Origin of the sequence: Comamonas sp. C11, from assembly GCF_024496285.1 — a bacterium.
Lineage (GTDB): Bacteria > Pseudomonadota > Gammaproteobacteria > Burkholderiales > Burkholderiaceae_C > Comamonas > Comamonas testosteroni_F.
Window position 1 is genome coordinate 834,354 of sequence record NZ_CP101743.1, and the last position, 25,484, is coordinate 859,837.

The 25,484-nt window shown below is 56.1% G+C and carries 21 protein-coding genes and 1 pseudogene; 7 read left to right on the plus strand and 15 right to left on the minus strand.

The genetic code is table 11. The features are described from left to right. Window positions 1–47 precede the first annotated feature (47 nt). The gene (locus NOX35_RS03770; RefSeq protein ID WP_256495787.1) at window positions 48–380 is read right to left on the minus strand and encodes a PaaI family thioesterase; all 333 of its coding nucleotides are present in this window, start codon (window positions 378–380) and stop codon (window positions 48–50) included. Between the two features lie 109 nt (window positions 381–489). Next, window positions 490–2,052, minus strand: coding sequence for a hypothetical protein (locus NOX35_RS03775; protein WP_256495788.1), 1,563 nt, complete (start codon window positions 2,050–2,052; stop codon window positions 490–492). A gap of 803 nt (window positions 2,053–2,855) precedes the next feature. On the opposite strand from NOX35_RS03775, the gene NOX35_RS03780 reads away from it, so the two are divergent. The 5 genes from NOX35_RS03780 (at window position 2,856) to NOX35_RS03800 (ending at window position 6,928) form a co-directional block, all read left to right on the plus strand. Next, a complete protein-coding gene (locus NOX35_RS03780) occupies window positions 2,856–3,605 on the plus strand; it encodes an abortive infection family protein (protein WP_256495789.1) in 750 nt (249 codons plus the stop codon). A 51-nt stretch (window positions 3,606–3,656) separates the two neighbouring features. Continuing rightward, a complete protein-coding gene (locus tag NOX35_RS03785; protein ID WP_256495790.1) occupies window positions 3,657–4,340 on the plus strand; it encodes a hypothetical protein in 684 nt (227 codons plus the stop codon). 232 nt (window positions 4,341–4,572) lie between these two features. Continuing rightward, window positions 4,573–5,760, plus strand: a complete 1,188-nt coding sequence (locus NOX35_RS03790; protein WP_256495791.1) for a restriction endonuclease — start codon at window positions 4,573–4,575, stop codon at window positions 5,758–5,760. 97 nt (window positions 5,761–5,857) lie between these two features. Then, window positions 5,858–6,355, plus strand: a complete 498-nt coding sequence (locus NOX35_RS03795) for a hypothetical protein (RefSeq protein ID WP_256495792.1) — start codon at window positions 5,858–5,860, stop codon at window positions 6,353–6,355. A gap of 285 nt (window positions 6,356–6,640) precedes the next feature. Beyond that, a complete protein-coding gene (locus NOX35_RS03800) occupies window positions 6,641–6,928 on the plus strand; it encodes an H-NS histone family protein (protein WP_256495793.1) in 288 nt (95 codons plus the stop codon). Between the two features lie 977 nt (window positions 6,929–7,905). Here the strand turns inward: NOX35_RS03800 and NOX35_RS03805 are convergent. The 9 genes and pseudogenes from NOX35_RS03805 to gspF all read right to left on the minus strand — a co-directional run bounded on the left by NOX35_RS03805 (window position 7,906) and on the right by gspF (window position 18,920). After that, the gene (locus tag NOX35_RS03805) at window positions 7,906–8,439 is read right to left on the minus strand and encodes a hypothetical protein (protein ID WP_256495794.1); all 534 of its coding nucleotides are present in this window, start codon (window positions 8,437–8,439) and stop codon (window positions 7,906–7,908) included. A gap of 84 nt (window positions 8,440–8,523) precedes the next feature. Then, window positions 8,524–9,456 carry a 5'-nucleotidase gene (locus NOX35_RS03810; RefSeq protein WP_256495795.1) on the minus strand — a complete coding sequence of 311 codons (933 nt, stop codon included), beginning with the start codon at window positions 9,454–9,456 and terminating at the stop codon, window positions 8,524–8,526. 23 nt (window positions 9,457–9,479) lie between these two features. Then, window positions 9,480–10,010 carry a hypothetical protein gene (locus tag NOX35_RS03815; protein WP_256495796.1) on the minus strand — a complete coding sequence of 177 codons (531 nt, stop codon included), beginning with the start codon at window positions 10,008–10,010 and terminating at the stop codon, window positions 9,480–9,482. After that, complete coding sequence (locus NOX35_RS03820) at window positions 10,007–12,271, minus strand: hypothetical protein (protein WP_256495797.1); 2,265 nt, start codon at window positions 12,269–12,271, stop codon at window positions 10,007–10,009. The genes NOX35_RS03815 and NOX35_RS03820 overlap by 4 nt, the downstream gene beginning before the upstream one ends. A 20-nt stretch (window positions 12,272–12,291) precedes the next feature. Beyond that, the gene (locus NOX35_RS03825) at window positions 12,292–14,346 is read right to left on the minus strand and encodes a hypothetical protein (RefSeq protein ID WP_256495798.1); all 2,055 of its coding nucleotides are present in this window, start codon (window positions 14,344–14,346) and stop codon (window positions 12,292–12,294) included. Between the two features lie 12 nt (window positions 14,347–14,358). Next, window positions 14,359–15,567 (minus strand): site-specific integrase, encoded by a 1,209-nt coding sequence (locus tag NOX35_RS03830; RefSeq protein ID WP_256495799.1) that lies wholly within the window; start codon window positions 15,565–15,567, stop codon window positions 14,359–14,361. Between the two features lie 224 nt (window positions 15,568–15,791). Next, window positions 15,792–16,301 (minus strand): annotated as a pseudogene (locus tag NOX35_RS03835) (5'-nucleotidase); the annotation flags it as partial. Between the two features lie 61 nt (window positions 16,302–16,362). Continuing rightward, a complete protein-coding gene (locus tag NOX35_RS03840) occupies window positions 16,363–17,565 on the minus strand; it encodes an ammonium transporter (protein ID WP_256495800.1) in 1,203 nt (400 codons plus the stop codon). Between the two features lie 131 nt (window positions 17,566–17,696). After that, window positions 17,697–18,920, minus strand: a complete 1,224-nt coding sequence (gene gspF, locus NOX35_RS03845; protein ID WP_182285635.1) for a type II secretion system inner membrane protein GspF — start codon at window positions 18,918–18,920, stop codon at window positions 17,697–17,699. A gap of 160 nt (window positions 18,921–19,080) precedes the next feature. Between gspF and NOX35_RS03850 the strand changes: the two genes are divergently transcribed. Continuing rightward, complete coding sequence (locus NOX35_RS03850; protein WP_182285636.1) at window positions 19,081–19,830, plus strand: SDR family NAD(P)-dependent oxidoreductase; 750 nt, start codon at window positions 19,081–19,083, stop codon at window positions 19,828–19,830. Window positions 19,831–19,902: 72 nt separating this feature from the next. Here the strand turns inward: NOX35_RS03850 and NOX35_RS03855 are convergent, their stop codons facing one another. Continuing rightward, the gene (locus NOX35_RS03855) at window positions 19,903–20,559 is read right to left on the minus strand and encodes a glutathione S-transferase family protein (protein ID WP_256495803.1); all 657 of its coding nucleotides are present in this window, start codon (window positions 20,557–20,559) and stop codon (window positions 19,903–19,905) included. Between the two features lie 93 nt (window positions 20,560–20,652). Continuing rightward, window positions 20,653–21,342, minus strand: a complete 690-nt coding sequence (locus NOX35_RS03860) for a YafY family protein (RefSeq protein WP_182285638.1) — start codon at window positions 21,340–21,342, stop codon at window positions 20,653–20,655. A gap of 284 nt (window positions 21,343–21,626) precedes the next feature. On the opposite strand from NOX35_RS03860, the gene NOX35_RS03865 reads away from it, so the two are divergent. Then, a complete protein-coding gene (locus tag NOX35_RS03865; RefSeq protein ID WP_256495804.1) occupies window positions 21,627–24,053 on the plus strand; it encodes a penicillin acylase family protein in 2,427 nt (808 codons plus the stop codon). Window positions 24,054–24,143: 90 nt separating this feature from the next. Here the strand turns inward: NOX35_RS03865 and NOX35_RS03870 are convergent, their stop codons facing one another. Continuing rightward, on the minus strand, window positions 24,144–25,142 hold the full coding sequence (locus NOX35_RS03870; protein ID WP_182285640.1) for an LLM class flavin-dependent oxidoreductase: 999 nt from the start codon (window positions 25,140–25,142) through the stop codon (window positions 24,144–24,146). 45 nt (window positions 25,143–25,187) lie between these two features. Then, window positions 25,188–25,472 carry a hypothetical protein gene (locus tag NOX35_RS03875; RefSeq protein WP_003058824.1) on the minus strand — a complete coding sequence of 95 codons (285 nt, stop codon included), beginning with the start codon at window positions 25,470–25,472 and terminating at the stop codon, window positions 25,188–25,190. Window positions 25,473–25,484 lie beyond the last annotated feature (12 nt).

Here is a 25,484-nt window from a genome sequence, read left to right on the forward strand (position 1 = left end):
CATTCGATATTTGTTCTTTGGCTGTGTCGACTTCCACTACACCCGCTTCAAAAACAAGTTGCTGTTGCCGTCGCTAACAGCTTGCCATAAATAGTTTGCAGCGTGGCCTCGGAGGTCGCAATGTTGCGTGAGATGTGCACCTCATGGGCTTCACCAATCAAGTCTTGCTCCTTTGGCACGGGCCGCAGCATCTTCTCATGTAGGTCGATGGTGCCGTAACTGGCGCCATCCTCTAATTTGGAGTGAACCGCACAGCCGGTCACCAGATCCTGCACCGTCGTAGCGCAATCGCCATGGGCCCACCGCATTGGGGTCAAGTGTGTGCCACCTGCGCGTGTTGATATCTTCAAGTAGCCATCCGCCTCCTCAACAAAAGACATGGGAATGATGGATACCGGTAGCGCTTTGAAGTACTACTGAAGTCAGGCCGACAGGCGATGCCGGGGTTCATGAACTCGGGGCGAGTGGCGCGCTTACCGACGGACTGGCTTAAACCTGCGTCGGTATGGCCGCAGCGCATCCGGAGGCGCAGCAGACCGCTACTGATGAAATTTGAGGCGCGGCTGACCAACCGATCAGAATGCCACCGGCATGCTGGTAGGGCGGTGTTTTGGCTGGTGTCCATGCCGTCGCCCGTACAACCGAGCTGGCGGCCGGTAACGCCAAGCCCGGGGCTGTTTGCCAAGCTTGGCCGTGCGTCCATCCAGCAGTCTCGTGAGCTCTTACTGAGTGGAGCGTCGGATGCTTGTGTTCATTCCCGCTGCCGAATGAGTAGACAAGGCGCCGGTAGTCGGTGCCTACTGAGATGGGGGTGTCCGCCATAACCTTCGGTGCGGCCCCGTGGTGAAAGGCCGTGAGAGCCACGCAGTATGGCGTGTCCGCCATGGACTTCAGGCGGAAGGGGAAGAAGTGATAGTCGCAGTCGCCAGGCAGCAGCCAGTAACGCTGGTTGTCCTGTCTGACCACGGCGACGATGAGGCCGGAGTCGTTGAATTGCTTGCTGGTGCCCTGGGCGAGCAGGAGGCTGCCAGTCTTCGTCTTGGCCATGATAGTGATGGGAGACACGCCGGTCAGGTTGAGCGTGCGGACATGGCCTCCTTGGGACCATACCGAGCGTGCGAACGCCATGAACGCAGCGCTTCCTGTTGTGGCTGGCGCCATCCATGCCAACGCGTGCGCGGGGTATCCTGCGGTGGCCATGGCCTTCGTAATAGCGCCGCACCAGTGGTCTTCGTCAGCATGGCTAAGGATGACTGGAGGCGATGCGCTAGTACAGAACCTAAGCGTCTGCAGAGCTGGGTCTTGAACGTGGTTTCTGCCACAGCCCATGTCAACGTAAAGCTCTGGTGTGGCGTGTGATTGGGCCAAACGCACTAGCGCCTGAGCCGCGCCCTGGCCGACGTCGTATACGGCGAGGTACTCCGCCAAAAGATTCCGTTGAGTCAGCAGATCGCCAAACCGATGGGCTGATTGCTCAAGTATGCTCGGCATACTGAATCGGCGGCCGGTCTTGGCGAGCGATGGTTTGGACAAGGCACTCACGGCGTCGATCGCGGCAGGTTGGCCAGCGTCGAAGATCGAGGCGAAATAGGTGACGCGACAATAAGGGATGTCAGCCATCTTGCCCACGGTAATCCGTGCCTTGAACCAACCTGGCTTGGCGCCTTGCTGCCAGCGGCGCAGCGCTTCGTCGGGCGTAGCTAGATTGCCGCCCAGAGAAGCGTTCAGCAACATCATGTCCCAGGGCTTTTGGCTCGGTTGATATGTGAAGCGCCCGAGCGGTGCGTTACCTAACGAGAACTGACTGTTGGTGGGCAGGCCGATGACGTCTCTGATCCAGTCTCGATTGGACAGGTTCAGCCAGCCCACTGCCCAGTCTGCGCCGACTACTTCGAACGTAACACTTATTGGCTTTTCCGTGCCTTCCGGGGCCCGGGCTCTTTCCTCTCCCTCCGCTGGCTCCGTGATGCGGACAAGCCGGGCCAGCACGAAGAACCCGTCATGCTTGTGGTTGTTAAAGAAGCCTCTGCCATGCCTGGGGTCATAGTGCAAGTAGGGACAGTTAGCGTATAGCGAGTTGTATTTCTTAGTCATTCGGACAGGCGTGCAAGGCCGGGACGGCATTGTCTAGTAGTGGGTCTGCACGGCAGCTTCGATGGATAGGGATGAGAAACCCGACCGAGGCATAGGTGGCCTAACGATAACTGCCTGAATGGATTGGAACTGATAGTTGCAACATTGTCTTTTAGTGATTCGGTTTGCTTCTGACGGTTCGCTTGCCCACTTGCGGTTGTCGGTATGAGATTAACCTGAGCAGAATAGGTCAATCGCAAGGTGCTGATTGTGTCGCTAAAGGCTTAAACAGTATTAGCGGCCAGCTTGATCCTAGTTTGTGTAAGTTCGTCGTCTAAAGGGCAAGGTCTGCAACCGCAGCAAAGCAGTCGTAGATCAACGAGTTTTGATGGCCTGCAATGGGCCGAGGCTGTGTGAAAACTCAAGCGTGTGCAGGCAAGTTGAAGACTCGACCGCTCAGATCGGCCCAGGATCGATGATCACGCTGTCGGGGTTGGTTTTGCTACTACTGAAAACGTGAATTTTTCGAATTTTCACACAGCCTCGGTCGATTGCTGCCGGTGTTAAGTACAAGCATAACGGTCATCTCCTGTCGGAAACATGGTTAGTTGGCACCAGCGCCCGTACAAACACCGGCCTAGTCCCCTGTTCATCACGCAAAATACCCTGGCAAATCGGGAGGCGCCCATACACGCCCTTCGCTACCCATGTGCTCTCCTCCTTAAAGATACTCATGAGGTTTGGCATGTGGGCGATCTACCTTAATCACAGAGGATGGCGGGATGCAGTACAGATTCGAGAATCTTTATTCAGAGGCCACGTCATTGCAAAACCTCATGGTCGCAATCGCTCAAGGCGGGCAAGAGGGTGAGGCTGACTATGTTCGAATTAGACAGGCTTTGATTGGTGACCCCACAATAGAGCCGCTGCTACCTATCTTCGTGAAGACCTGCCGTACAAAGTTGCAGTTCTGGGGCTACATCCAACCGATATCCAAGACGTACAAGGGGAGGCGGGAGCACATTTATGGCATGTTCCAGCATCTGCTGGACTTCCTTGAGAAGGGCGGTGGTGCTCCAGCAGACAAAAACGTTACTGGTGTGCTTGAGAAGTTCGATGCTGCACACGTGCATGCAGCCTGGGAGAAAGCGTTGGAACGTCGCATAGCTGATCCCGAAGGGGCAATCACTTCCTCTCGGACGCTATTGGAGTCGGTCTGCAAGCACATCCTGGACGAGGAAGATGTCGCATATGACGATAAGGATGACCTTCCGAAGCTCTATCGCAAAACGGCGGAGAAACTGAACATAGCGCCGTCACAGCATACGGAGGAAGTGTTCAAGATGATCCTCGGCGGCTGCACTGCAGTTGTGGAAGGTTTGGGCTCGTTGCGCAACCGCTTAAGCGACGCACATGGCAAGGGAAGAATCGCTGCAAGGCCGCAGCCCCGACACGCCGATCTGGCAGTGAACCTCTCAGGAGCGTTGGCGCAGTTTGTACTATCAACGTGGGAAGCTCGCAACGACAGGTAGCATGGAAAAATTACTCCAGCACAGATAAGCCACAGAATACAATTTATAGATATGAATTTTTATCAACAAAATAATACCCTCAACAAGTTTATATCAATCCAGATAGTTAATGTTTATTTTGACCGGATTGTTATTGACTCAAATATTAATAGTTTACTAACCAAGCTAAAATTAAGTTTCACTGAGTTTGATAAGCTGGTGAAGCTGAAGATGCCATCTGTCGATATAAAAAGAAAAGCCATTGAGATTAACTCCACATTCGATGTGTTGATGAGCTCTACGGATGAAGTTGACTTCGGCTACAAAGATGAATTCTCTACAAAAATAATTGAGTCTTGCGTCGCTGTAATTGAAAAATATAAAAATGCAGAGGAGGGTGGAGAATTTGGATTTGAACTTAAGAAAGAGCTCCAGTCTAGTTGCATTAATTTTTTTTACAGAGAGTTTGGGCGTTATTTAGACGACTACTTTTGGTTTGAACTTAAATACTACGAATGGCTAGATAAAGAAGGTTTTCTCAATGAAACCCATTCTAGGTATGCTGAGAGATATAATCGTTATCATTCAGATGACTATCTTGAGGACTTCTTCAAAGAGAATCGTGGTCAAGTTATAAGAAAAATGCTGAACGAAGAAATAGCTTATGATGCTAAACTGAATGTGAGAAGTCCATTATCTAATAATAATAACAATACAGTATTCAAAGCATATAAGATGTTGCCATTAACGCCGTAGCAGTTAATTCAACCCGTAAGGCTGGATAATGCGTTCGTAAAAATAAGTTCACCGAGGCATCCTGGTGCGGTTTTGCATAATTCACTTGTGACGACCATCTGAACTTGAGCGCTGAGCCTGCCCTCACAGTCCAAGCCCCGCTACCGCACCACCAACTGGAAGCCCTACATCGTGGTGCTCAAGGTCCGCCACTCTAGGCAGTCCTAGAAGATTTAACGCAAAGGGAGGAGACGTGAAGGAAGAATCACCCTTGATCACTCCAGATGCTCACTTGGAGGCACTTATAGAGGTCGTGCGCGGCATCACTGAGAACTGGGCTAAACGGCATGATTTGTGGCATGACTCTGCCCATAGGGATCCGATTAATCACTATAACTCGGAGCCTGGCGAAGGTGTGCCCATTCTTTTGCTGTGCTCGGACGGCCCGGCCATCACTTCCATTGAGTGGGACGACGAATACGCTCAGGAACTGCGCGAGGAACTTGAGCGGGCCGGTGTGTACATCGAGCTTGAGGATCGAGCCACTGCTTGCTATTACCTTATCGACCATAAATCAACTTTGCAAAAGGAGTTTGACCAACGTGCGCGATGGCAGTGGACATGTAAGCTCATCGAGGCTGACAGCGCGGATGTCAGCGGTGATCTGTACCAGCACTTCGCAAGCTTTCCTGAAGACTTCCATAGGCTCCCTCATCGAGACTTCGAAAAATTGGTTAGCAGCGTGTTTGCGGCTAGAGGCTGGCGCACTGAACTCGGGCCCGGCTCCGGTGACGGAGGTGTAGATCTACGCCTTTGGCAAACCGATCCCATCGGAGATCTGCTGACCCTTGTTCAAATCAAGCGACATGCTGCACATCGGCCTGTACATTTGGAAGCTGTTGCTGCATTGGAAGCCCATGTCAATCGAGAAGGAGCAAATCGCGGCTTAGTCGTTACCTCGTCTCGCTTCCTGCCTGGGGTTCACACATTCGCAGGAAGGCAAAGTTATCGACTTCAACTGGCGGAAGGACAAGATTTACAGGCATGGTGTCTGTATGCAGCTCAAGATCAGGTACTAGCCAGAAATCGGGCTTTGGCATTGGACTCGATGCTACCCTTGATGCAGGAGTTACGTGCAGCTGTCACCCACCCACGGTTGCTAGTCGGCGGTATTAACACACCATCTTTTTGCGTACTGCTCCGAGAGACTAGATCATCGGCGCTTTTGGCTCGCATTCCGAGTTTTCTATTTTCAGGAGATATTCACCGTGGGCAGCGAATGCCAGTTCTCGACGGCTCGGTTGTAGAGGATCCTTTTGATGGATCAAAGGTTTTCCGTGCGCAGCGCTCGGAGGAGAACGGGCGCGTTTCCTATTGGGCGCATCGAGCCTTGTACTGGCAGTGGGATGGCAGCCCTCAAGGCTATGACACATGGGACTAAGAAACCATGCTTTGCAGAGGATGCTTCGCCTATCAGCAGTGCAAACCTGAAATTAAAAACTAGACGCGCCATCGAACATTAATATCACGAGGGTCCAATGACTACACTTGCAGTCCTTAGTGCGCTCTCAAACGTTGCAACCGCAAGTGGTGTGGCGGTTGCTGCTTGGCAGCTGTTCACTACAAGGCAACAAGCCGCAACGGCGTTTGAAGACTCGTTAAAAAATCAATATCGAACGCTTATTGCAAGAATCCCCATCGAAGCGCTGTTCGGCGAAGACATTCCCGAAAAAAAGCAGACTGAGCTACTTCCTCACTTCTATGGATACTTTGATCTTTGCAACGAGCAAGCATTCCTTCAAAAGAAAGGGCGTATATCAGCTGAGACTTGGGAGAACTGGAAGGACGGCATCACAGGCAACATGAGTCGGCCCGCATTTGCCAGGGCGTGGGCGCAGGTAGCAGAACGAGCCTCAGGCGACTTCGAACACCTACGCACTTTGTGTCCGCCAGCTCCCGTCACGCCTACGCAGGTGGAATCAAGGAGAACTCCCCTTGCAAGCCGGGGCGAGACTACCGTGTCAAACGTTGAATGACTGCCTTATGAGACAGCGGGGCTTCCTGGGCGAGATCAGCCGCAATCAGTGCTGATGATCAGCGCAACCAGATCATGCAATGAACTTAGGCTGATACGTGATCTGGTTCTGCAGCCCAACCGGCGATCGTGCACTGCTCCGCTTTTTGGTTTGCTCATATCAAATTAGTACAAAATGTGCGCGGTCACTTCCGGTTGAGGATGACAACCGCATAGACGACGTATCTCATGTATGGGTGCATCCTTCTGGTGTCGGTTCACAGTTTTTACATAGGAACTCTTACAGATGAGTACACATTCGTACAAGGAGCTGCTGGCACAACGCGAGGCTTTAGAACAGCAGATTGCTGCAGCTCGAAAGGCTGAAGTTACAGGTGCAGTACAAAAAATTCGAGGTTTGATTGAGGCTTTCGGCCTAACGCAGGACGATATCTTCCCGGTCGCAAAGCAAAAGCGCGAGATCGGTGCAGTAGCACCGAAATACCGTGACCCAACGACAGGCCAAACTTGGTCTGGCCGTGGAAAGCCTCCAAACTGGATCAAAGATCAAGACCGTTCTCAATTTGAGATCTAGCCTCATTAAAGGTGGCCTTGAAGGCCACTTTTTTGGCCCTTTGTAGTGCCTGGGTCAGCTGTATGCGCTGATCATGATTGCTCCTCCTCATGAGTTGGCCGGCTGGTTTGAACTGACCACTGGCGGAGATCGACCAGAAGCGGCCTTCTTGGATTGCAGAAGTGCACATTCATTGTTCGAGCCAGTCAACGGATGAAGCCAATGAGCACAATTTCGGATCCATGTACATCGGTGCCAGCGATAGGGAACTCACTCGTGCAGATACGGAAGGCCTTGACAAAGCACTGACAACGGGATGATGGACGCTGGAACTGATTTGAACCTATCGCGCTCGCGGCTAATCAACTTCTGGAGGCGCTCAGCGCTTTTAGTGCTTTTGACTAGCACTGCACGTACCTTGCCAGGGAGAGCAAAGGAGCCCTTCGACCTCCACTCCCGCTCATGCAACCAATTGACATGAAAGCCATCGACCCCCTCAAGTCTCACAACTCTCCATAGTTGATCTGATCGGATTTGCAACGACTTGGTCTCCGCGTCAGATAAGTAGAGGACGGGTCTGCAACCATTTTCGTAGGCGTACTCCTTCGATACGACAATTCCGAATGGTTCGTAGCGCGGGTGATCGGGATTTGTGTTGGCCTCGTTCAGAACATACTTAAGACTTGAAAGAGGGATGTCCATAAAGCAAGAGGCACTCGACGTCCCTTTGATAAATCCCTTTTTAGTTGTGCTACCGAAAACCTCGCCGGTCTCAAGGATGTTAACTAGATTATCAAAGGCGCTGTATTTATCTTCCGATAGGGTGTTCTTTGTCAGGTGCACGAGGAAAGGCGAGAGGTCAGGACGCTGGAAGAATGGCAGCGCATTTGAGTCAGTGGAAGGCATAGCAGGTCAGTATTAATGTTTGGCCATAGGCAACTGGCAGCGCAGCGATGATTAACTGGTGAATGTGGCGTGGCCAGTTGCTGGAGGAAGGCCTACAAGTCATTCGATCGCACGGTTCTGAAGGCCTCTATGAAGGCTTGTTGGAGGTTGGCTGGTGGCACAGCCAAGAACGTAACAGCTACGGTGGTGAATGCCTCAATTCGGGATAGATTGTCACCTCTGTGATTAGGCCGCGCGACTGCGAGAATCTCGTTGATTGCGCCGAGGTCCTGACTGTCCAAGTCTGGTCGGAGTGTGTGCCCGAACCTATTTCGCACCGAGTTGAGCTTGAGGATGCCGGGTCTAACAAATGCTGCGGCCGAACCCTGATTGGGGAGAAGTTTGCACTTTTGGAGGAAAGACAACTTGGCGTCAGCTAGAGCCTCAATTCCGAGAAACTCACCAAGAAACCTATCGAGATAGTGCTCTACTATCAGGTGACACTTGAGTACGCGGCCAAGTGCATCATGATCGTGCCTCAACAGTTCAATGTAGTTAGCATTCTCTTGATGAAAGTGCTCCTCGAGCGCGGCCCAGTGTGGTGTAAGAGAGCGGACTACGTCTTCAACCCCTTCGATATCTCGCATACGGCCTCCTATACAGTTTGATTCAGAGATGGCCGGCGACATGCTTCTCGTGCACCAAGCGCAACTACCTTTTTGTAGAGAGACTTATTCGATGATTTTATTTGCAATCCCAAATGGAATATGAACCATCGGTATGTCTCCTGCCTCAGATTCAAGGTGGCTTTTCTGGTCATCGAAGAACATATGTGGCTTTAGCCGAACAAGTATTCGATCCTTCTTCATACCACCCAAGAAGAAAGTCTCATTTGCGCTGACCCCCCAATCTTCCAGTGTGGTAATTACACGTTCATGAGACGGCGCATTTCTTGCAGTAATTATGGCGGTCCGAATGATGCGTTTGTAATCTCGATTCTTTTCCTGCTCTTTATCTTCAAGTTTTTGCATGAATGAGAGCTTTTGGAATAAGTCGGCCAGCGGGCCTGGCTTGTGAGGAATGTGTGCATTTGCAACCTCATAGTCGCGAAACGCTGAAAGATCCTTGCCTTTGAAAACTGCTTCGGATTCGTCATCGGCGATCACGCCATCAAAGTCGAATGCGATGCGAAGTTCGTCCTCGGATTCGTCATCGATGACTGTACTCGGTAAAACAATGCCAGCTGGATACTTGCTGCTAATGGCATTTTTTACGTCTTCCTCATTAGCAGATAGAAACAATGACGCGTTGAAGGCTGGGATGTATTCGTAGGGTGATTTCCCCTCCATAAACGCAGCTCGTGAGATATCTAAGCCGTAGTGAGAAATAGATCGAAAAACTCTTTTTCCGGTGGCTGCAGAATTTCTAGACAAGAGAACCACTTCGACCGGTGATTGCTTCGGGAAGCGTTTATTGATGTTTAAAAAGCGCCGAACAAATGGAAACGCGACACCTTTTCCAAGAAATTTGTTTAGATTAGCTTCCTGAAACTCTTTGTAGGCTTTAGGGCCTTTTTCTACAAAAACCGCATGCGACTCTGAAAGATCGAAAAGAGCACTGGATGAGACGGCAACAACTAGCTTTTTTTCAATTGGATATGCCATTTAATACCTTTTACATTGAAATCTCAGTCAGACTTTTTTGTCCGTATCGGGACAACTTTCAAGGTCTTTTGCTGCGAAAGCTGCTGACGTAGTTGCTCGTTATCCAAAAGCACTTCTTTGAGCCTGGCTTCGGCGTACTGAAGATCAGTTTCACTAATGCGGTGAGTCTCAAGTAAGTCCTCGTATAGCTTCTTCCATTCCTGGATTCGGGTCCCCAGTTCTTTGCGGACCCGGCCTTGACCAACGACTGCACCTTGCTTCAATGTCTCAAGCCATGTCTTTACTTCCTTGCCGAGCTCTAGGTAGCGAGGTTTGTGGAAGGTGACGGGATGAATTTCTGCGCGTCGTGCGACCTCCGCCATCGAAACTGCGCCTTTGTTATGGGGGTAGATACCGTCGTTGGTGGCCATCTCCTGTTGGATGGCTTGCATTACGTGGCGAACTCTTTCATGAGACTGTGCCGCCTGTGAGTCATAACGCGCCAGCGCTGCTGAGCGCATGCGCTCAATAGCATCGACAGAGTGGGTGCGCTTTGGCTTTGATGTTTTCTTCATTCGACCACTTTGTCCAATTCGTCGGCGAACAACTCCCGCACTGTCTCGTTGAGCATCCACTTCGCCTGCAGGTCAGAAAAACGCGGTACATGGGCGCGTACCTGTGCGGCCCAGTGAGCGGCAGTCAGGCTTTCCTCATTGGCAATTGCCGCTTCATAAGCTGCTACTGCGTCTTGAATCGAACCTTCAACGTCCTCGCGTAGGAAGGCTTCTTCGAGGCGATGGTTACAGCTGATCTGACACTTTGAGGGTTCAGGTCGACCTTTGCTTTTGCTGCAGGGTCCAATCTCTCCAGGAAATTTGGTGCAGAGCACACCTGTTCTGACTTGCTCCCACGCTTTGCCTTGCAACGTCAGCAGCTCGGCCAATTCTCCAACGTCGTTCGCACCCCATTGGGCACCTTGACGGTGTGCTCGATCACGATTCTCTCTGATGACGTTCTGCAGTGATACAGCGGCAAGCCCTCCATAGCCGCCTAAGTCGGCACTTTCTGTTCCCTTAGAAGCCAAGTCCGCCTCGACCATACGTTCGACCACCTCTTTAGCACGCATTACGCGCAACTCACGTGCCACTGTCTCGATTTCGGCACGAAGATTTTTGTCGGAGAGGATGTAGTACAGCGTCATTTCGATGGATTTATGACCAAACACATCCATCAACAACTTCGGAGCTTGTGTCAAGGCTAAAGCCACGAGACGCGCAAGTGTCTTCCTGAATCGATGTGATCGGAGAGGCTGCCCACCGGGCTCAGTACTCAATCCGATCGCATGCGCATAAGCTCGCAATGCTGAATTGATTTCGAAGGACGAATTCGCCGGGTCACTAGTGTTCCCTGCATTCAATTGTCCCCAGAGATGCGTGCCTGAGCTAACGGCGTCTATATCGGTATCCCGCTGCACTTTGAAATAATCGATCCGCATAGCAGTCTCAATGAGCAGTGCCTGCTGAGCGAGTGCCTCGACTGCTGCCTCGGGTAATTGCCAGTCCCTCCACTCGCCACCGTGTCGTTCCACGAGCTTGTAGGTTTTACCGTTTGCGTAGCGTCTCCCGTCAACTGAACGTACGACGCAATCCCTATGTAGTCCTAGTACCTCAGATTGGCGGGCTCCCATACTGAGGCTGACTATAAAATAGTGTGCCATTTGCACGAGCCCGAGCAATCCCATCACGTCTGAAAGACTTTTTGGTGGCCAGTACGCCTCTGTTTCAACATTCCGGCCATTTACTGATTTAGTTTCACTGCGCAGCTTGTGTCGACGCAGCGAGAAGGGAAGTGCGTAAAATTCTTGGCCTTCTTGGTCGAGCCAACGAAAGGTAGAGAGTAGCTTTCGCACCTTTCTAGCACAGCTGCTGACTATATATTTTTGGGGCTTTCCATTACTGCCTTTTTCCGAGTAAAGGTCTGCTATTGCCTTTCCAATGTCGAGCAGGTTCGGAAAAAGCACGCGCATGAGCCAAAGACTGTGACGACCCATTTCTGAAACATACTCGTCAGGTAGGGGTTGATGACTAACGATCTTTCGCGGCTCTGCTGTGTAGCGAAGGACTCCAGTCATCGCAATCGTGCTAGTTTCCGTCTGTATGCTGGGTGCATCCGTCCACAGTCCTCGATCCACGAGCTCCTTCATACGCAGCCACTCTGCCAGCACTTGCCTTTTTTGACTCTCTGAAAGTGCAGATAGGTCATCCGTACGTAGCGATCGGAAAGAGATGCTGTCGGCTGTTGGTTGTCCTTTCGCATCAAAGGACGATGCAATTGCTAGCGCGAACATAATTGGCGCTATGCTATAGCCAATATAGATGATCGAATTTGGGTCAAGTGTGCGCTGGGCTCCCTTTTTTCCGCGGCCCACCGGGCCAATACGCAAAAGCACCAAATAACGTGTTATTTTGAGCACAGCCTCGTCTAAGTACTGCGCGATTGAATGATTAACGCGATGACTCATCAGATCTTCATCGCTCGCTAAGCGTTGAAGATGTGCAGGCAAGAAATGGACGATACGTCGACGTATGTCGATTGACAAAAACGCAGAGCTCTTTTTGGACGAAGGAACCCATGCATCAGCGGTTACCCATCTACCTAATGTATCGCCGTGCTGCAAGATCCGTTGCAATGCGATAAGTTGAGCGGCATCGGCGTGTTGAATGGAGTGGACCGGCATGAGCAGTAAACCACGATTGCGGGTTGCCTCTATCTCGTAATCTCTCCCGAATATTTCGGAAGGATCGGTATTGATTTCCAATTTAACTAAGTTATTCATTGATTATCCTCTTGCGAGTTTTAATCAAACTCAATGACTCGGTGTGCTCCGCTTTCAATGCGTCGCTCCCATTCCTCAAGCAATTGCGTAGATTCTTGAGCGTCGAAGGCAATTAGTGCAAGCTCTGTATTGTCCAACTCCTTTAAAAATGAAGATTCTTGGAACGCAGTTACGCTCATTTTCGATCGCAGATACCGCAGCTCAGCTAACCTCTTGCAAAGGCCGGGAAGGCTATCGGGAAGGAGGACGGCATTCTCTAGGCAGAGTGTGCAACGTTGGACATGGCACATTGCTTTCCCGTCAGCAACGAAGTCGGGGGCGATGTGACGTGGAGGGTTTGTGGGGTCTGTGCAGGCAATACCAACCCGGCTTCGCATCAGTGTTCGGTAATCCTGTAAACGCTTACGGTGCTCTGGAGTTATGCTGCCGTAGCGTGACCGCTGAGCAATAATTGTAGGGTCAACTCTTTGATGGGTCGCTATTTCACTCCAAAGAGCTTCGCTGAAGGTCCCGAACAGTTTTTGATGTTCATCATTCAGCAAAGTATTGTTCAGATAGCCTTGAGTTGATCTAATGCTGCGATGGCCTAGAGCCTTCATCACATAGAGAATTGAACCTCCGCTTGCGTGATATTGTGTTGCTGCATAGGCGTCACGGAAGTCCGATGCTCGAAGCGGTGATAATTGATTTTCTTTAGGTCTATTTAAATTAAGCTCTGCGATGAATTTCCCGATAAAAGAAAGGTAACCGATGCCTTTTTTATACACACCATCCGAGAAATTATCGTCGGTCAGCCAAAGAATATCATCACCATTTTTTTTTACAAAAATCCAAGGGGATTTTGTTCCCTGCTCTAGAGATGTGATATGTACGCGCATCAATTCAAGGTCGACCGCTGTGTGCGACGTGCTTTTCATTTCTGCCAAACTCGCTTTGTACACATGCAGGTCATTAATCAAAGACTCACGAAGCGACTTCGTTCGAGCTATTAGTGCCTGTATGATGAATCCTGCACTTCCTTGGGACTTCAGCAGCCCTTCGCTGAGTTGTTCGGCCCCACCGGACCGAGCCTTTGTTCCGCGGAGAATGTATCGCCCTGGGTCTTTTGGATGCTTTTCAATAATTGAAGTCGTGACATCAAGACTTAGTAAGACTGCGGGATTCCAGCCAGTGGTGGCCATACATAAATGAAAAGCAACGCGGATATCGAAGCTGTCAGGATAGCTGCCGCACAGCATATCGCTGTAGTTGAAGCCTTGTTCATAGAAGGTCTGGGCGGAAACCCCTTGCAGTAACGAACTAACTGATGGTCGCGGATCGCCAGTTTTCTCTACAACCGAGTCGAATAACTTGTAATTACGCAGTAGGCGCTGTTGCTCCTTGTGAGTCTCCGGGTCTGCGTCGTGCTCAACTACAGTGCTACATTGTTTTCGTAAATCGTCTGCCAATGACCATCGGTCAAGCACAGAGAACCAGTGGCGTTTAAGTTGTTGACGGATTACGTCGGTTTGCCACTTTGAAGGTAGATGTCGGTTGACAGGTTTCGATGACGGCGCTAGCCAGTACAGTGGTTTTAATCCTAGAGCAATTCGAGTTGTGTTCGCTAATTGAAAGAAATTGACGAACTCCAATCGCCCAATTCCTCTGTCTAAAGCAACTTGGCGATGCAGGTCAGTAATTTGGGAAACTGAAGTAATTGGGGGTGCTGTTCCCTCCGTCATGGCTTCGACTGAATCAAATATCCGCCACCATGCACGCAGTGAAGCCAAAATCTGGTCCACCGATTTATGTGCTAATGGAATTGCACGGTCGATAATTGCAGGTTTAAGCTGTGCTATCAGTTCAGGTCGGCCGGAAAATGGCTCTTTCCAGCTATCATTGCTTGAAGAAATGCTTTGACCAGTCTTGAAAACATTGAGATCTACTATGCGGGGCTTAGTCTTATGGGTTGTATAAAAGCGAAGCGCTTCTTTTTCATGAGGCAGAGTAGTTGAGCCTTCTACAGGTGAAGGGTGTAGTGTTGTGACACTCTGGCTTAGGTGATCCTTCGTATTCGTGTTCGTACGGATATTCATATCAGTCCTTGCTTATTTAGTGCCTATTGACGGCTCGTCGTCGTCTTCAAGTGAGGCCGGTACCGCGAGCATGTCCATCACCCATCGCAGATACACCATCGTCGTAGCTTCGTTGGCGTGACCTAGTTGCGGTTGGACTTGAAGTCTGATGATGCTCAGGGCAGTGTTCTCAAGCAGTGCTGCCGTAGTCTCATTGCTCAAGTGCGGCGTGTGCTGGTGCTTCTTCAGCTCTCGCCAAAGTACAGAGCATGCCCACCAGTGTCTTCCCTGGTGGGGAGACCAGCCATTGATGGGAGGCAGGGCTCCTGTCCACGCGTTATATAGCTCAGGGCCTTGGAACTGCATCCCATCTGAAGCGCGGAGGAATAAGTGCACAGCGCTCTTTGCAAGCGCAACCCGTGCCGCCCCTTTGACTCGTTTCATGCGCGCCGCAAAAGCTTGGTTCCGGGCATTAGAGCGATAGTGATCCCAGCTTTGAGCAAGGCTCAGGGGGATCAAGATGTCTCGCTCTGGACCAATCTTGTCCCCATTGTCCAGGCCATAGGTTGGACCCTTTGTGCCGTATCGGATAGTGATGCGAACTTGTTGTTGCGCAGGGGGGGCGAGTGGGTTCGCGATGAGCCAGTCTTTGGGGTTCTCGGGCAAGGTGTCGTGGCGGAGGCATACGACTTCTTCGCGTCGCATTGCAGTAAACAAGACCGTTTCGCACATAAGGCCGTAAGTCGGTCCATACTTTTCATGGACGCTTTCAAGCCACGCTTTCACCTGCGCATCTGTTGGCATACACAGAGTACGCGTCGGTCGCCGCAATTTTCCCTTGCGTACACGAACGTTAAAACCCAGGTGACCAATTGAGCTTGTGGCTGAGCCGATTCTCAGCTTTGCAGTGTCGTACGGTATCTGGAAGGTTACCCGCTTGCCTGTGTCTGCCATCCACGTCAAAAAGTCGCACGCTTGTTGAACCCTCAGATTCACCGTGCTTGGTGCGAGACCGTAACCATCGCGCGACCAGAGGCCTTCAAGCATCTCTTTCTGATAGAGGCCGACTATGTGTGTGGCGTAGTCACATGTCTTGAGGTCGACCTTGCGCTTATCTGCCCACTCTAAGAAATTCGCAAGCCATTGCGCGTAACTGAGCATTGACTTGGCGGTGGGGATGCGGCCGGTCAGGACTTGGTTCCGACTCTCTGGTCCCCAGAGGCCTAAGCCACGTTCAACCAAGTACGCGTTACCTAGCCGGTGGTAGCTGGGGCGCGAGTCCAAGATGAAGGGGAGATGCGCTAGTGCGGGGTACCTCGATGCAAATTCACCGTTAGGCGTGAAGTTCACCGAGTAGCTACGGCTATGTTGCATCAATAAAAAAAGAAGTTCCAATAATTTGAATTATTAGCGATCCTCCCGATGTTGGCAATCTATGGCTAGTGTTCTTGATACATCGACATAACGGAAAACAGCACGGCATCGCCGTCGAAAGCGATGCGCACTTCGCGGGGATGGCTGCTGCTGGCGCGCATGGAGTCGGTGAACACATGGGCGGCCGGGTAGCCCAGCTGCAGTGCCTGGGTCACGTCATCGGCATTCGCTGACAGAAACAGCTGGGCTCCCAGCGGGCGCAGATAGCCGAAAGGGTCGCGCCCCTGGGTGAATACGCCGCGCTGTATGGAGTGCAGGCCGTGGGCCTTTGCCGAGCGGAAGACGCGCATGCCGCTGACGGGGTCGTTGCGCGAGAGCAGCACCACTTCCACATGCTGCTGTCCTTCCGTGTTGAAGGCCAGCAGCTTCTTGACCAGCGAGAAGGCCACGCCGGGTGCGGCAGGCACGTCCAGCCGCTCGCGCTGCAGGCGCAGATAGCTCGCCGGGTCGCTGTCCTCGAAGAGGCGGTTTTCCTCCTCGAAATCGAACAGGGCTCGCGAGGAGATGGCGACGACGAGCTTGTCGTTCAGGGTCATGGCCATGGCGGTACGGCTTCAATCGGATGTGCAGACAAGCTCTGATGATACGCAGGCCGCCGCGCCCTCACCAGTTGGCTTCGCGCTCGGGCGTGGCACTGATGTGGTGAATGGACAGATCGGCTCCGTCGAATTCCTGCTCCTGGCTCAGGCGCAGCCCCATGGTCTTCTTGAGCAGGCCGTAGACCAGCAGGCCACCGAGGGCCGCCCAGGCCACGCCCATCAGCGTGCCTATGAGCTGGGCCAGCGGATGCACGCCGCCAAGCCCGCCCAGTGCCTGCGTGCCGAAGATACCCGCCGCAATGCCACCCCAGGCGCCGCACAGACCGTGCAGCGGCCACACGCCCAGCACATCGTCGATCTTCCATTTGTTCTGCGTCAGCGTGAACATGAAGACAAAGATGGCGCCGGCGGCGGCCCCCACGACCAGCGCCCCCAGGGGGTGCATCAGATCCGAGCCCGCGCAGACGGCGACCAGGCCGGCCAGCGGGCCGTTGTGCACAAAACCCGGGTCGTTCTTGCCCACGGCCAGGGCTGCCAGCGTGCCGCCCACCATGGCCATCAGCGAGTTCACGGCGACCAGACCGGAGATCTTGTCCAGACTCTGGGCGCTCATCACATTGAAGCCGAACCAGCCCACGATCAGAATCCAGGCGCCCAGCGCCAGGAAGGGAATGCTGGAGGGGGGCGTGGCGGCAATCGCTCCGCCCTGGCGGTAGCGATTGCGGCGCGGGCCCAGCAGCAGCACGGCGCCCAGGGCGATCCAGCCGCCCACGGCATGGACCACCACGCTGCCGGCAAAGTCGTGGAATTCGGCGCCGGTCAGCGCCTTGATCCAGGCCTGCACGCCGAAATGCTGGTTCCAGGCAATGCCCTCGAAGAAGGGGTAGATCAGGCCCACGATCATGGCCGTGGCGATCAGCTGGGGCCAGAACTTGGCGCGCTCGGCGATGCCGCCCGAGATGATGGCGGGAATGGCGGCCGCGAAGGTCAGCAGAAAGAAGAACTTGACCAGGCCATAGCCGTTGAGTTCCGTCAGCTGCTCGGCACCCACGAAAAAGTGCGTGCCGTAGGCCACGCCATAGCCGAGAGCGAAATAGACCACGGTGGAGACCGAGAAGTCGACCAGGATCTTGACCAGGGCATTGACCTGGTTCTTGCGGCGCACGGTGCCCAGTTCCAGGAAGGCGAAACCGGCGTGCATGGCCAGGACCATGACGGCGCCCATCAGAATGAACAGGGCATCCGCGCCCTGTTTTAGTGCTTGCATGAAAACGCTCCAGCTGAAATTTGCTATTTATTGGTGCGAAATTGCGGAAAAAACCCGCAATGCACTAAAAGAAAGCAAGAATTGCGCCAAGCTGGAGTGGGTGCTTCCGCACCGTTGCCGGCGCGGCCGGCCTATTTGACGAACTGGTTGAGCTGGATGATGGGCATGAGCACGGCCAGCACGATGAGCATGACCACCAGTCCCATGACGACGATGAGCAGCGGCTCGAGGATCGTGGCCAGGTGCATGGCACGGCGCTGGACCTCGGTGGACAGCTGGGTGGCGGCACGCTGCAGCATCAGCGGCAGCTGGCCCGTCTGCTCGCCCAGCCGGGCGAACATGGCGACCAGGCCCGGAAAGCGCTTCTTCTGAGCCAGGGCCGAGGCCAGTGGCGCGCCTTCGCGCACCAGCACCAGCGCATCCATGGCATCGGCGCGCAGGGCGCGGTTGTTCAGCGTCTCGGCCGCGGCCTGCAAGGCCTTGAGAATGGGCACGCCCGCTCCGGCCAGCATGGCCAGCGTGCCGGCAAAGCGCGCCGCGTTATAGCTGCGCGAGAGCCGGCCTATGAGCGGCAGACGCAGCCACTGGGCATCGAAGCGCTCGCGGAATGCCTCGTTCCTGAGAGCCAGCCGAAAGCCCACGGCAGCCAGCAGCACCACGGCCAGCATGAACCAGCCGTAGTGGCGCACAAAGTCGCTGATGCCGAGCATGACCACGGTGAGAAACGGCAGCGCACGCTTGGTGCCGGCAAACACGCCGGCCACCTGCGGCACCACATAGCTGACCAGAAAGATCACGATGACGATGGCCACCAGCGTCACGATGGCCGGATACAGCGAGGCGCCGATGAGCTTGGACTGCAAGGCCTGGCGCGCCTCCAGGTCGTCGGCCAGGTTTTCCAGCACCGGACCCAGGCTGCCGCTGGATTCTCCGGCGCCGATCACGGCGCAGAAGATATCGGAAAACTCGCGTGGATGCTGTTCCAGCGCCCTGGCAAAGCTGGAGCCTGCATTGACCTCTGCCCGCAGCGCTGCAACCAGCTGATGCTGGCGTTCGTCCTCGGCTTCCTCGGACAGAGCGGCCAGTGCGCGTTCTATGGGCAGGCCGGAGCTGACCAGGCCCGAGAGCTGGCGGGTCCATACCGCGAGGCTGGTGGAGTTGAAGACCGGGCGCGTGAACCATCCGGAAGCGCCGGTGCGGCCCTGGCCCTTGCCTGCGGCGACGGGCTCGACCTGCAGCGGCACCAGGGCCTGGCTGCGCAGCTGGCTGCGCGCGGCACGGGCGTTGTCGGCTTCCAGGGTGCCCTTGCGGGTCTGGCCCTGGGCATCCAGGGCTTCAAAGGTAAAGGCGGGCATGCGCGAATCGATCTGACGGGTGAGGGGTTGGTGCAGATGGTAGCGACTAATGATGTCAGCACTTCGGCGTTGGGGAGAGCGAACCCGGCTTGACGCAGGTCATGGCTGCCGCGGGTGAGGTCGGCACAATGGTCTGCCGATTCAAGAATGCGAGGTTTTGATGCTCAAGGACAAGGTTGCATTGGTGACGGGGGCTGCATCCGGCATAGGCCGTTGTGTGGCGCTGACATGGGCCCGGGAAGGCGCGCGGGTGGTGCTGGCCGACCTCAACGAGGAGCAGGGCCAGGAGACCGCGGCCCTGGTGCGAGAGCTGGGTGCCGAGGCACAGTATCTGCGCGCCGACGCCGGCAGCCCGGCGGATCATGAAGCGCTGGTGGCCCTGACCATGCGCCACTTCGGCAGGCTGGACGTGGCCTGCAACAACGCCGGCATCGGCGGAGCCAGCGCGCCAACCGCCGACTATCCACTCGATGCCTGGGAGCAGGTGCTGCGCGTCAATCTCTCGGGTGTCTTCTATGCCTGCAAATACCAGATTGCCGCCATGCTGCAGGGCGGTGGTGGCTCCATCATCAATATGGCGTCCATCCTCGGTGCCGTGGGCTTTGCCAACTCTGCGGCCTATACGGCGGCCAAGCATGGCGTGCTGGGCCTGACCAAGGCGGCGGCACTCGAATATTCGGCCCGGGGCGTGCGAGTCAATGCCGTGGGGCCGGGCTTTATCCAGACCCCCATGATCAGCGGTCTGGAGCAGGACCCGGCCACGCATGCGGCGCTGGTGGCGGCCCACCCCATGGGACGCCTGGGCCAGCCTGAGGAGATTGCCGAACTGGTGGCCTGGCTGGCCAGTGACCGCGCGTCGTTTGTGACGGGTGCTTATTACCCGGTCGACGGCGGTTACCTGGCACGCTGAGTGGTTTGCAGCGGTTTGCTATAGGTTTTGATGGCCCTGCTCTTGACGGACGGTCGCTGCGGGCCAAAACCTTTAAACGACTGGCGCCATGGCTGCGGCTTGCATATCGCCGTCGATCTCGTCGGCGCGCACCGAGGCTGCACGCTGCAACAGCGGCGTGGCATAGGCCTCGAATTCGGGCCGTCTGGGCAAGCTGCCGTCCATCATGCTCCAACCGATATAGCTGGCCAGATACAGATCGGCGGCCGTGAAGTGGTCGCCGCAGACATAGCGTTTGCCGGCCACCGCATGCAGCAAGGTGTTCAGCACATCGTCAAAGCGGCCAAAGCCCGCGCTCATGGCCTGCTGATGCGTTTGCGATTTCAGCCAGCCTTCGTTGTGGGCGGTTGTGACGGCCTCCACCGGCCCGGCGACAAAGAACAGCCAGCGAAAGTAGCTGGCGCGCTCCGTGCTGCCCATCGCCGGGGCCAGTCGTTTCTCGGGGAAAAGCTCGGCCAGATAGGCAAGGACGGCTCCGGTCTCGGTGACCACGGCGTCGCCATGCTGCAGCGCCGGGACCTTGCCCATTGGGTTGATGGACAGGTACTCGGGCGACTTCATCTCGGGTCCGAATTCCAGGTCAACGGTTTCATAGTCGGCACCGCACTCCTCCAGCATCCAGCGCACCATGCGGGCGCGTGATCTGGGGTTGCTGAAAAAGCGCAGCTTGGGCTGGTGAGGTGTGGACATTGCGGTTCTCCTTGGCGGGCTGTTGTGACATGGCAAAAACGCCATGCAGCCAATGTAGGAGCGGGGGCTGACAGTTTCTGTCAGCAGCGCCGCTCAATCCAGCGTGTAGCCGGTTTCTTCCAGCCAGCGCTGTATCAGGGCCTGACGTCGCTGTGGATAGCGTTCGCCCAGATCTTCGAGCGCGTCCACGCGGTCGGCGCGAAAGTGACGAAAGGCCTGGCGCAACTCGCACCAGGCAGAGACCACGCGGCTGCGCTCGAAGTAGGCCATGGCAAACGGCCAGACCCGGCGCTGGCTCGGCACGCCATGCTGGTCCCGGTAGTGCAGCACGACCTTGTGTTCGGCGCGGATGGCGCGGCGCAGCGCGGCCTGCCAGGGCTCGGCCGGAGGGTCTGTCTGCATATTGGGAACCAGCAGGCCGCTGGTGTCGACGGCGATGCGCAGCTCCAGAGGCAGTGCCGAGCGTATGCGGTCCATGGCGGCGGTGGCGGCCTGGGCCAATTGCGGATCGGCTTGCAGGCTGGCCCAGCGCGCGCCCAGCAGCAGTGCCTCCAGCTCGTCGGCGTTGAACATCAGGGGCGGCAGCAGAAAGCCGGGCCGCATCTCGAAGCCTATGCCGGGGTCGCCCAGAATGTCCGCGCCCTGACTGCGCAAGGTGGCGATGTCGCGGTAAATGGTGCGCAGGCTCACGTCCAGCGCCTGGGCCAGTTGCGGCCCGGTCTGTGGCAGACGTGCACGGCGCAGGGCATCCAGCAGCTGCAACAGGCGGGCGGAACGACTCATGGCGTGGGCTTTCTTGGCTATCGACGGTTTGTGGAACTGCCGGAGTTCAGGACAGAGATGGGCTGCAAGGATCATCTCGATGGTGCCCCGCGCGGAGAGCGGATCACAGCGCGGAGTGGGCGCAGAGCAGCGGCCTGTGCGGGCAGTGGAGGCTGAGGGAAGTATGCAGGCCGCAGAAGAACCATTGGGAATTTACCCCGGGTCTGAAGATTTTGTAACACCTAAGATGGTTTGTTGAATGGCACGGTCGTGCTATTCCTCAAAACGACAACGGAGACAATTTCATGCCCATTCATCGAGTCGGGTACGCACGGTACCTCGCCCTTTCTTCAATTGCCGCCGCCGCAGCCTTGCTGGCAAGCTGCGGCGGCTCGGATTCACCTGTGAAGCCGCCAGAGAGCAAGTTCAGCGCCGAGATCCGGCGCACCACAATGGGTGTTCCACATATCAAGGCCAAGGACTGGGGCTCCCTGGGTTACGGCGTTGGGTATGCGCAGGCGCAGGACAATCTGTGCACCATCGCCGATTCGATGCTGACCTACCGCGGCGAGCGTTCCCGCCATTTCGGCGGCGAAGCCCTGGCGGTCTACAACAGCACCATTGCGCAGCCGCGCAACATCGACTCCGATTTCTATTTCCGGCAGGTGATTTCCGACGAAAACATCGTCGCCATGGAGGCCGCACAGCCCGAAAAGCTGATCAGGATGGTGGAGGGCTTCGCTGCCGGCTACAACCGCTATGTGAAGGAGGTGAAGTCGGGTCAGTCAAAGGCCAATGCCGCCTGTGGTTCACAAGACTGGGTACAGCCCATCACGGCCAACGATATATGGCGCCGTGCCTATGCAGCAGGGCTGGCTGGCGGATATGCCAATTTCGTGGCGGCGATCGCCAATGCCCAGCCGCCGGTGACCAAGACGGCGAGCGCCAAGTCGGCAAGCCTGCAATTGGCAGCCATGAAGGCGCCCGAACTGCAGGTCGGCGGTAAGGCCGGTATCGGCAGCAACGTGTACGGCTTCGGCACCACCGGCACGGCCGGAGACAGTCCACTGCTGTTCGGCAACCCGCACTGGTACTGGAAGGGGCCAGATCGTTTCTATCAGATGCAGCTCACCATCGACGGCGAGGTGGACGCGAGTGGCGCGGCCTTCCTGGGCCTGCCCATCGTGCAGATCGGCTTCAACAACAACGTGGCCTGGAGCCACACGGTGTCCACCGCACGGCGCTTCGGTTTCTTCGTGCTGGGCCTGGATCCAAAGGATCCTACGCGCTACATGATGGACGGCCAATCCGTGCCGATGACAGCCAAGGATGTCACCATCGGCGTGCGCAATGCCAATGGCGGTGTGGATCAGGTCACGCGCACAATGTACCAGTCCGAGCATGGCCCCATCGTCAATCTTGCAAGTCTCAATCCGGCCATGGGCTGGACCGCGCAGAGCGCTGTCGCCATCCGCGACATCAATGCCGGAAACTACCGCACGCTGCGCACATGGATGCGCTGGAACCAGGCCAAGTCGTTGGACGAGTTCACCCGGATCCAGCGTGAAGAAGCGGCGATTCCCTGGGTCAATACGGTCGCCGTGGGCAGGGACAGCAAGCAGGCCTGGTATGCCGATCTGGGCGCGGTGCCGAATGCACCGGATGCGCTGCTCAAAACCTGCACGACGCCGTTCAGTGCCGCCGCAGCTGTGGCGCTGCCGCGCGTGCCGGTCTTGAGCGGTGCGAGCGCGGCCTGCAAGTGGGTGACCGATACCGATTCGGTGCAGGCCGGGGCCATCGGCGTGAGCCGCATGCCGACGCTGATGCGTGACGATTACGTGGGCAATATGAACGACAGCTACTGGCTGAGCAATGTGAATCAGCCGCTGACGGGCTTCCCGGCGATCTTCGGACCGGCGGGCACGCAGTCGCAATCGCTGCGCACCCGGCTCGGCCATACCATGGCCGTGCAACGTCTGGCAGGCTCCGATGGCTATGCAGGGAAATCTGCCACCAGCGAGATCGTGCGCCAGATGGTGCTGGATAGCCGGGTGCAGTCGGCGCAGTTCAAGGACCAGATCCTGGCGCTGGTTTGCGGATCCAGCGCCAGTGGGGATCGTGCTCCGGCCTGTTCTGCACTGGCCGCGTGGGATGGCAAGGGATCGAAGACTTCGACCGGCTCGCATGTGTGGGATGAGTTCTGGACGAACCTGATCGCGCTGTCCGTGCCCGAGGCCACGCTCTACAAGGTTCAGTTCAATCCGGCGGATCCGCTCAATACACCGCGAGATATCAACCCCGCAGCGGCGGCGCAGATCGGCAAGGCATTCGATGCCGCAGTCGCCACGGTCAAGGCCAGCGGCATTGCGTTCGACGCAGCGCGCGGCAGCGTGCTGTACGTGACGCGCAGCGCGCAGCGCCTGCCGCTGTTTGGCGGTTGCAGTGCGGTGGGCTACTTTACCGTCGATTGCTCGCAGGCGGCGCTGAACCAGGCAGGCTACGCGATGGACAACCAGCCGCACGGCAATTCGTACATGCAGGTGGTCTCCTTTCCGAAGGGCGGAGTCGACGCCTACACCTTCCTGACTTTCTCTCTGTCCGACGATCCGGCTTCGCCACACTACGGCGACTACACCCAGGCTTACAGCGCACAGCAGTGGCTGAAGGTGCCGTTCACGGAAGCCGAGATTGCCGCCAACCCGGAACTGGTGAAGATGCAGCTGTCCGAATGAGCCGTATGGCGGTGTGCAGGTGACCGCCTGCCACCTCATGTCTGAGGATATATCGCCCCGTGCCTTGCGCCGGGGCGATTGCCTTGGGCTTTACCGGAACGCGCCAGCCGTGATTTCCAGGCTGCGCAGGCGCAGAGCGGCGTCGAACACATCACTGACCATCATGAACTCGTCGGCCTGGGTTTCATCGGCCAGCTTTTGCAGGCCTTGGCGCACGGTATCAGGCCCGCCGACAACACCCACGGCCAGAAAGTCGCCGATGGCCGACTGGGCACGCGGGTCCAGTTGTTCCCAGAAGTTCTCCACTGGTGGCATGAGGCGGCTGCGGTTACCCGTCAGAATGCCCAGCACGCGCTGGTAGGTGCTGCTGGCCAGGAACTGGGCTTCTTCATCGCTGGGCGCCGCAATCACAGGCACGCCGACGATGGCATAGGGCTTGGCCAGTGTGGCGCTGGGCTTGAACGTCTGACGATAGATGGCCAGAGCCTGGTGCAGCATGCGCGGCGCAAAGTGCGAGGCAAAGGCGTAGGGCAGGCCCAGGTGCGCGGCCAGCTGGGCCGAGAACAGGCTGGAGCCCAGCAGCCAGATGGGCACATGGGTGCCGGCACCGGGCATGGCGATGATGCGCGCACCATCCTGGTCGTCGCCCAGCAGGCGCTGCAGCTCCTGCACATCGCGGGGGAAGTCTTCCTCGGTCTCCACACGGTCGCGGCGCAGCGCACGCATGGTGGGGCCGTCGGTGCCGGGCGCGCGGCCCAGGCCCAGGTCGATGCGGCCCGGGTAGAGCTCGGCCAGCGTGCCGAAGGCTTCGGCCACCACCAGCGGTGCATGGTTGGGCAGCATGATGCCGCCCGAGCCCACGCGAATCTTCTGCGTGGCGCCTGCGATGTGGCCGATCAGCACGGCCGTGGCCGAACTCGCAATGCCCGGCATATTGTGGTGCTCGGCCAGCCAGTAGCGGGTGAAGCCCAGCTTTTCAGCCTGCTGCGCGGTGCGCACGGCAATCTGCAGAGCATCGGCCACCGTTCCGCCTTCGCGCACGGCGACCAGGTCCAGCATGGACAGCTTGACGTTGTTCAGGGATTTCATGGCGATTGATCTTTATGGTTTTGATAGCTTGCAGCGTTTTCTGGGTCAGCGCTTGCGGCCGATTTCACGTCCAAAAACAATGCCGACCAGCACGCCCCAGGCCAGCAGCACGGCTGCCATGGCGTAGTAGGTGCTGCCAGCCTGCATGGCGAATACCGAGCCCAGCAAGGCCACCAGCGCCGCCATGCGGATCACGCGGCGCAACTGGTCCACGGGCAGACGGGCCTTGAGGTTGAACAGCACGGCGAGGCTGATGACAGCCAGGGCGATCAGCAGCAGAAACAGATCGCCGCCATAGGGCTGGACGGAGGTGCGAAGGTTTTCAAGCATGGCAACGATTCT

What these genes read in the sequence shown, in the direction of transcription:
- NOX35_RS03825 (WP_256495798.1), bottom strand. Translation starts at nt 14,346, where the DNA reads ATGAATATCCGTACGAACACGAATACGAAGGATCACCTAAGCCAGAGT.
- NOX35_RS03850 (WP_182285636.1), top strand. Translation starts at nt 19,081, where the DNA reads ATGCTCAAGGACAAGGTTGCATTGGTGACGGGGGCTGCATCCGGCATA.
- NOX35_RS03805 (WP_256495794.1), bottom strand. Translation starts at nt 8,439, where the DNA reads ATGCGAGATATCGAAGGGGTTGAAGACGTAGTCCGCTCTCTTACACCA.
- NOX35_RS03865 (WP_256495804.1), top strand. Translation starts at nt 21,627, where the DNA reads ATGCCCATTCATCGAGTCGGGTACGCACGGTACCTCGCCCTTTCTTCA.
- NOX35_RS03785 (WP_256495790.1), top strand. Translation starts at nt 3,657, where the DNA reads ATGAATTTTTATCAACAAAATAATACCCTCAACAAGTTTATATCAATC.
- NOX35_RS03770 (WP_256495787.1), bottom strand. Translation starts at nt 380, where the DNA reads ATGTCTTTTGTTGAGGAGGCGGATGGCTACTTGAAGATATCAACACGC.
- NOX35_RS03810 (WP_256495795.1), bottom strand. Translation starts at nt 9,456, where the DNA reads ATGGCATATCCAATTGAAAAAAAGCTAGTTGTTGCCGTCTCATCCAGT.
- NOX35_RS03870 (WP_182285640.1), bottom strand. Translation starts at nt 25,142, where the DNA reads ATGAAATCCCTGAACAACGTCAAGCTGTCCATGCTGGACCTGGTCGCC.
- NOX35_RS03840 (WP_256495800.1), bottom strand. Translation starts at nt 17,565, where the DNA reads ATGCAAGCACTAAAACAGGGCGCGGATGCCCTGTTCATTCTGATGGGC.
- gspF (WP_182285635.1), bottom strand. Translation starts at nt 18,920, where the DNA reads ATGCCCGCCTTTACCTTTGAAGCCCTGGATGCCCAGGGCCAGACCCGC.
- NOX35_RS03815 (WP_256495796.1), bottom strand. Translation starts at nt 10,010, where the DNA reads ATGAAGAAAACATCAAAGCCAAAGCGCACCCACTCTGTCGATGCTATT.
- NOX35_RS03860 (WP_182285638.1), bottom strand. Translation starts at nt 21,342, where the DNA reads ATGAGTCGTTCCGCCCGCCTGTTGCAGCTGCTGGATGCCCTGCGCCGT.
- NOX35_RS03820 (WP_256495797.1), bottom strand. Translation starts at nt 12,271, where the DNA reads ATGAATAACTTAGTTAAATTGGAAATCAATACCGATCCTTCCGAAATA.
- NOX35_RS03875 (WP_003058824.1), bottom strand. Translation starts at nt 25,472, where the DNA reads ATGCTTGAAAACCTTCGCACCTCCGTCCAGCCCTATGGCGGCGATCTG.
- NOX35_RS03795 (WP_256495792.1), top strand. Translation starts at nt 5,858, where the DNA reads ATGACTACACTTGCAGTCCTTAGTGCGCTCTCAAACGTTGCAACCGCA.
- NOX35_RS03855 (WP_256495803.1), bottom strand. Translation starts at nt 20,559, where the DNA reads ATGTCCACACCTCACCAGCCCAAGCTGCGCTTTTTCAGCAACCCCAGA.
- NOX35_RS03800 (WP_256495793.1), top strand. Translation starts at nt 6,641, where the DNA reads ATGAGTACACATTCGTACAAGGAGCTGCTGGCACAACGCGAGGCTTTA.
- NOX35_RS03780 (WP_256495789.1), top strand. Translation starts at nt 2,856, where the DNA reads ATGCAGTACAGATTCGAGAATCTTTATTCAGAGGCCACGTCATTGCAA.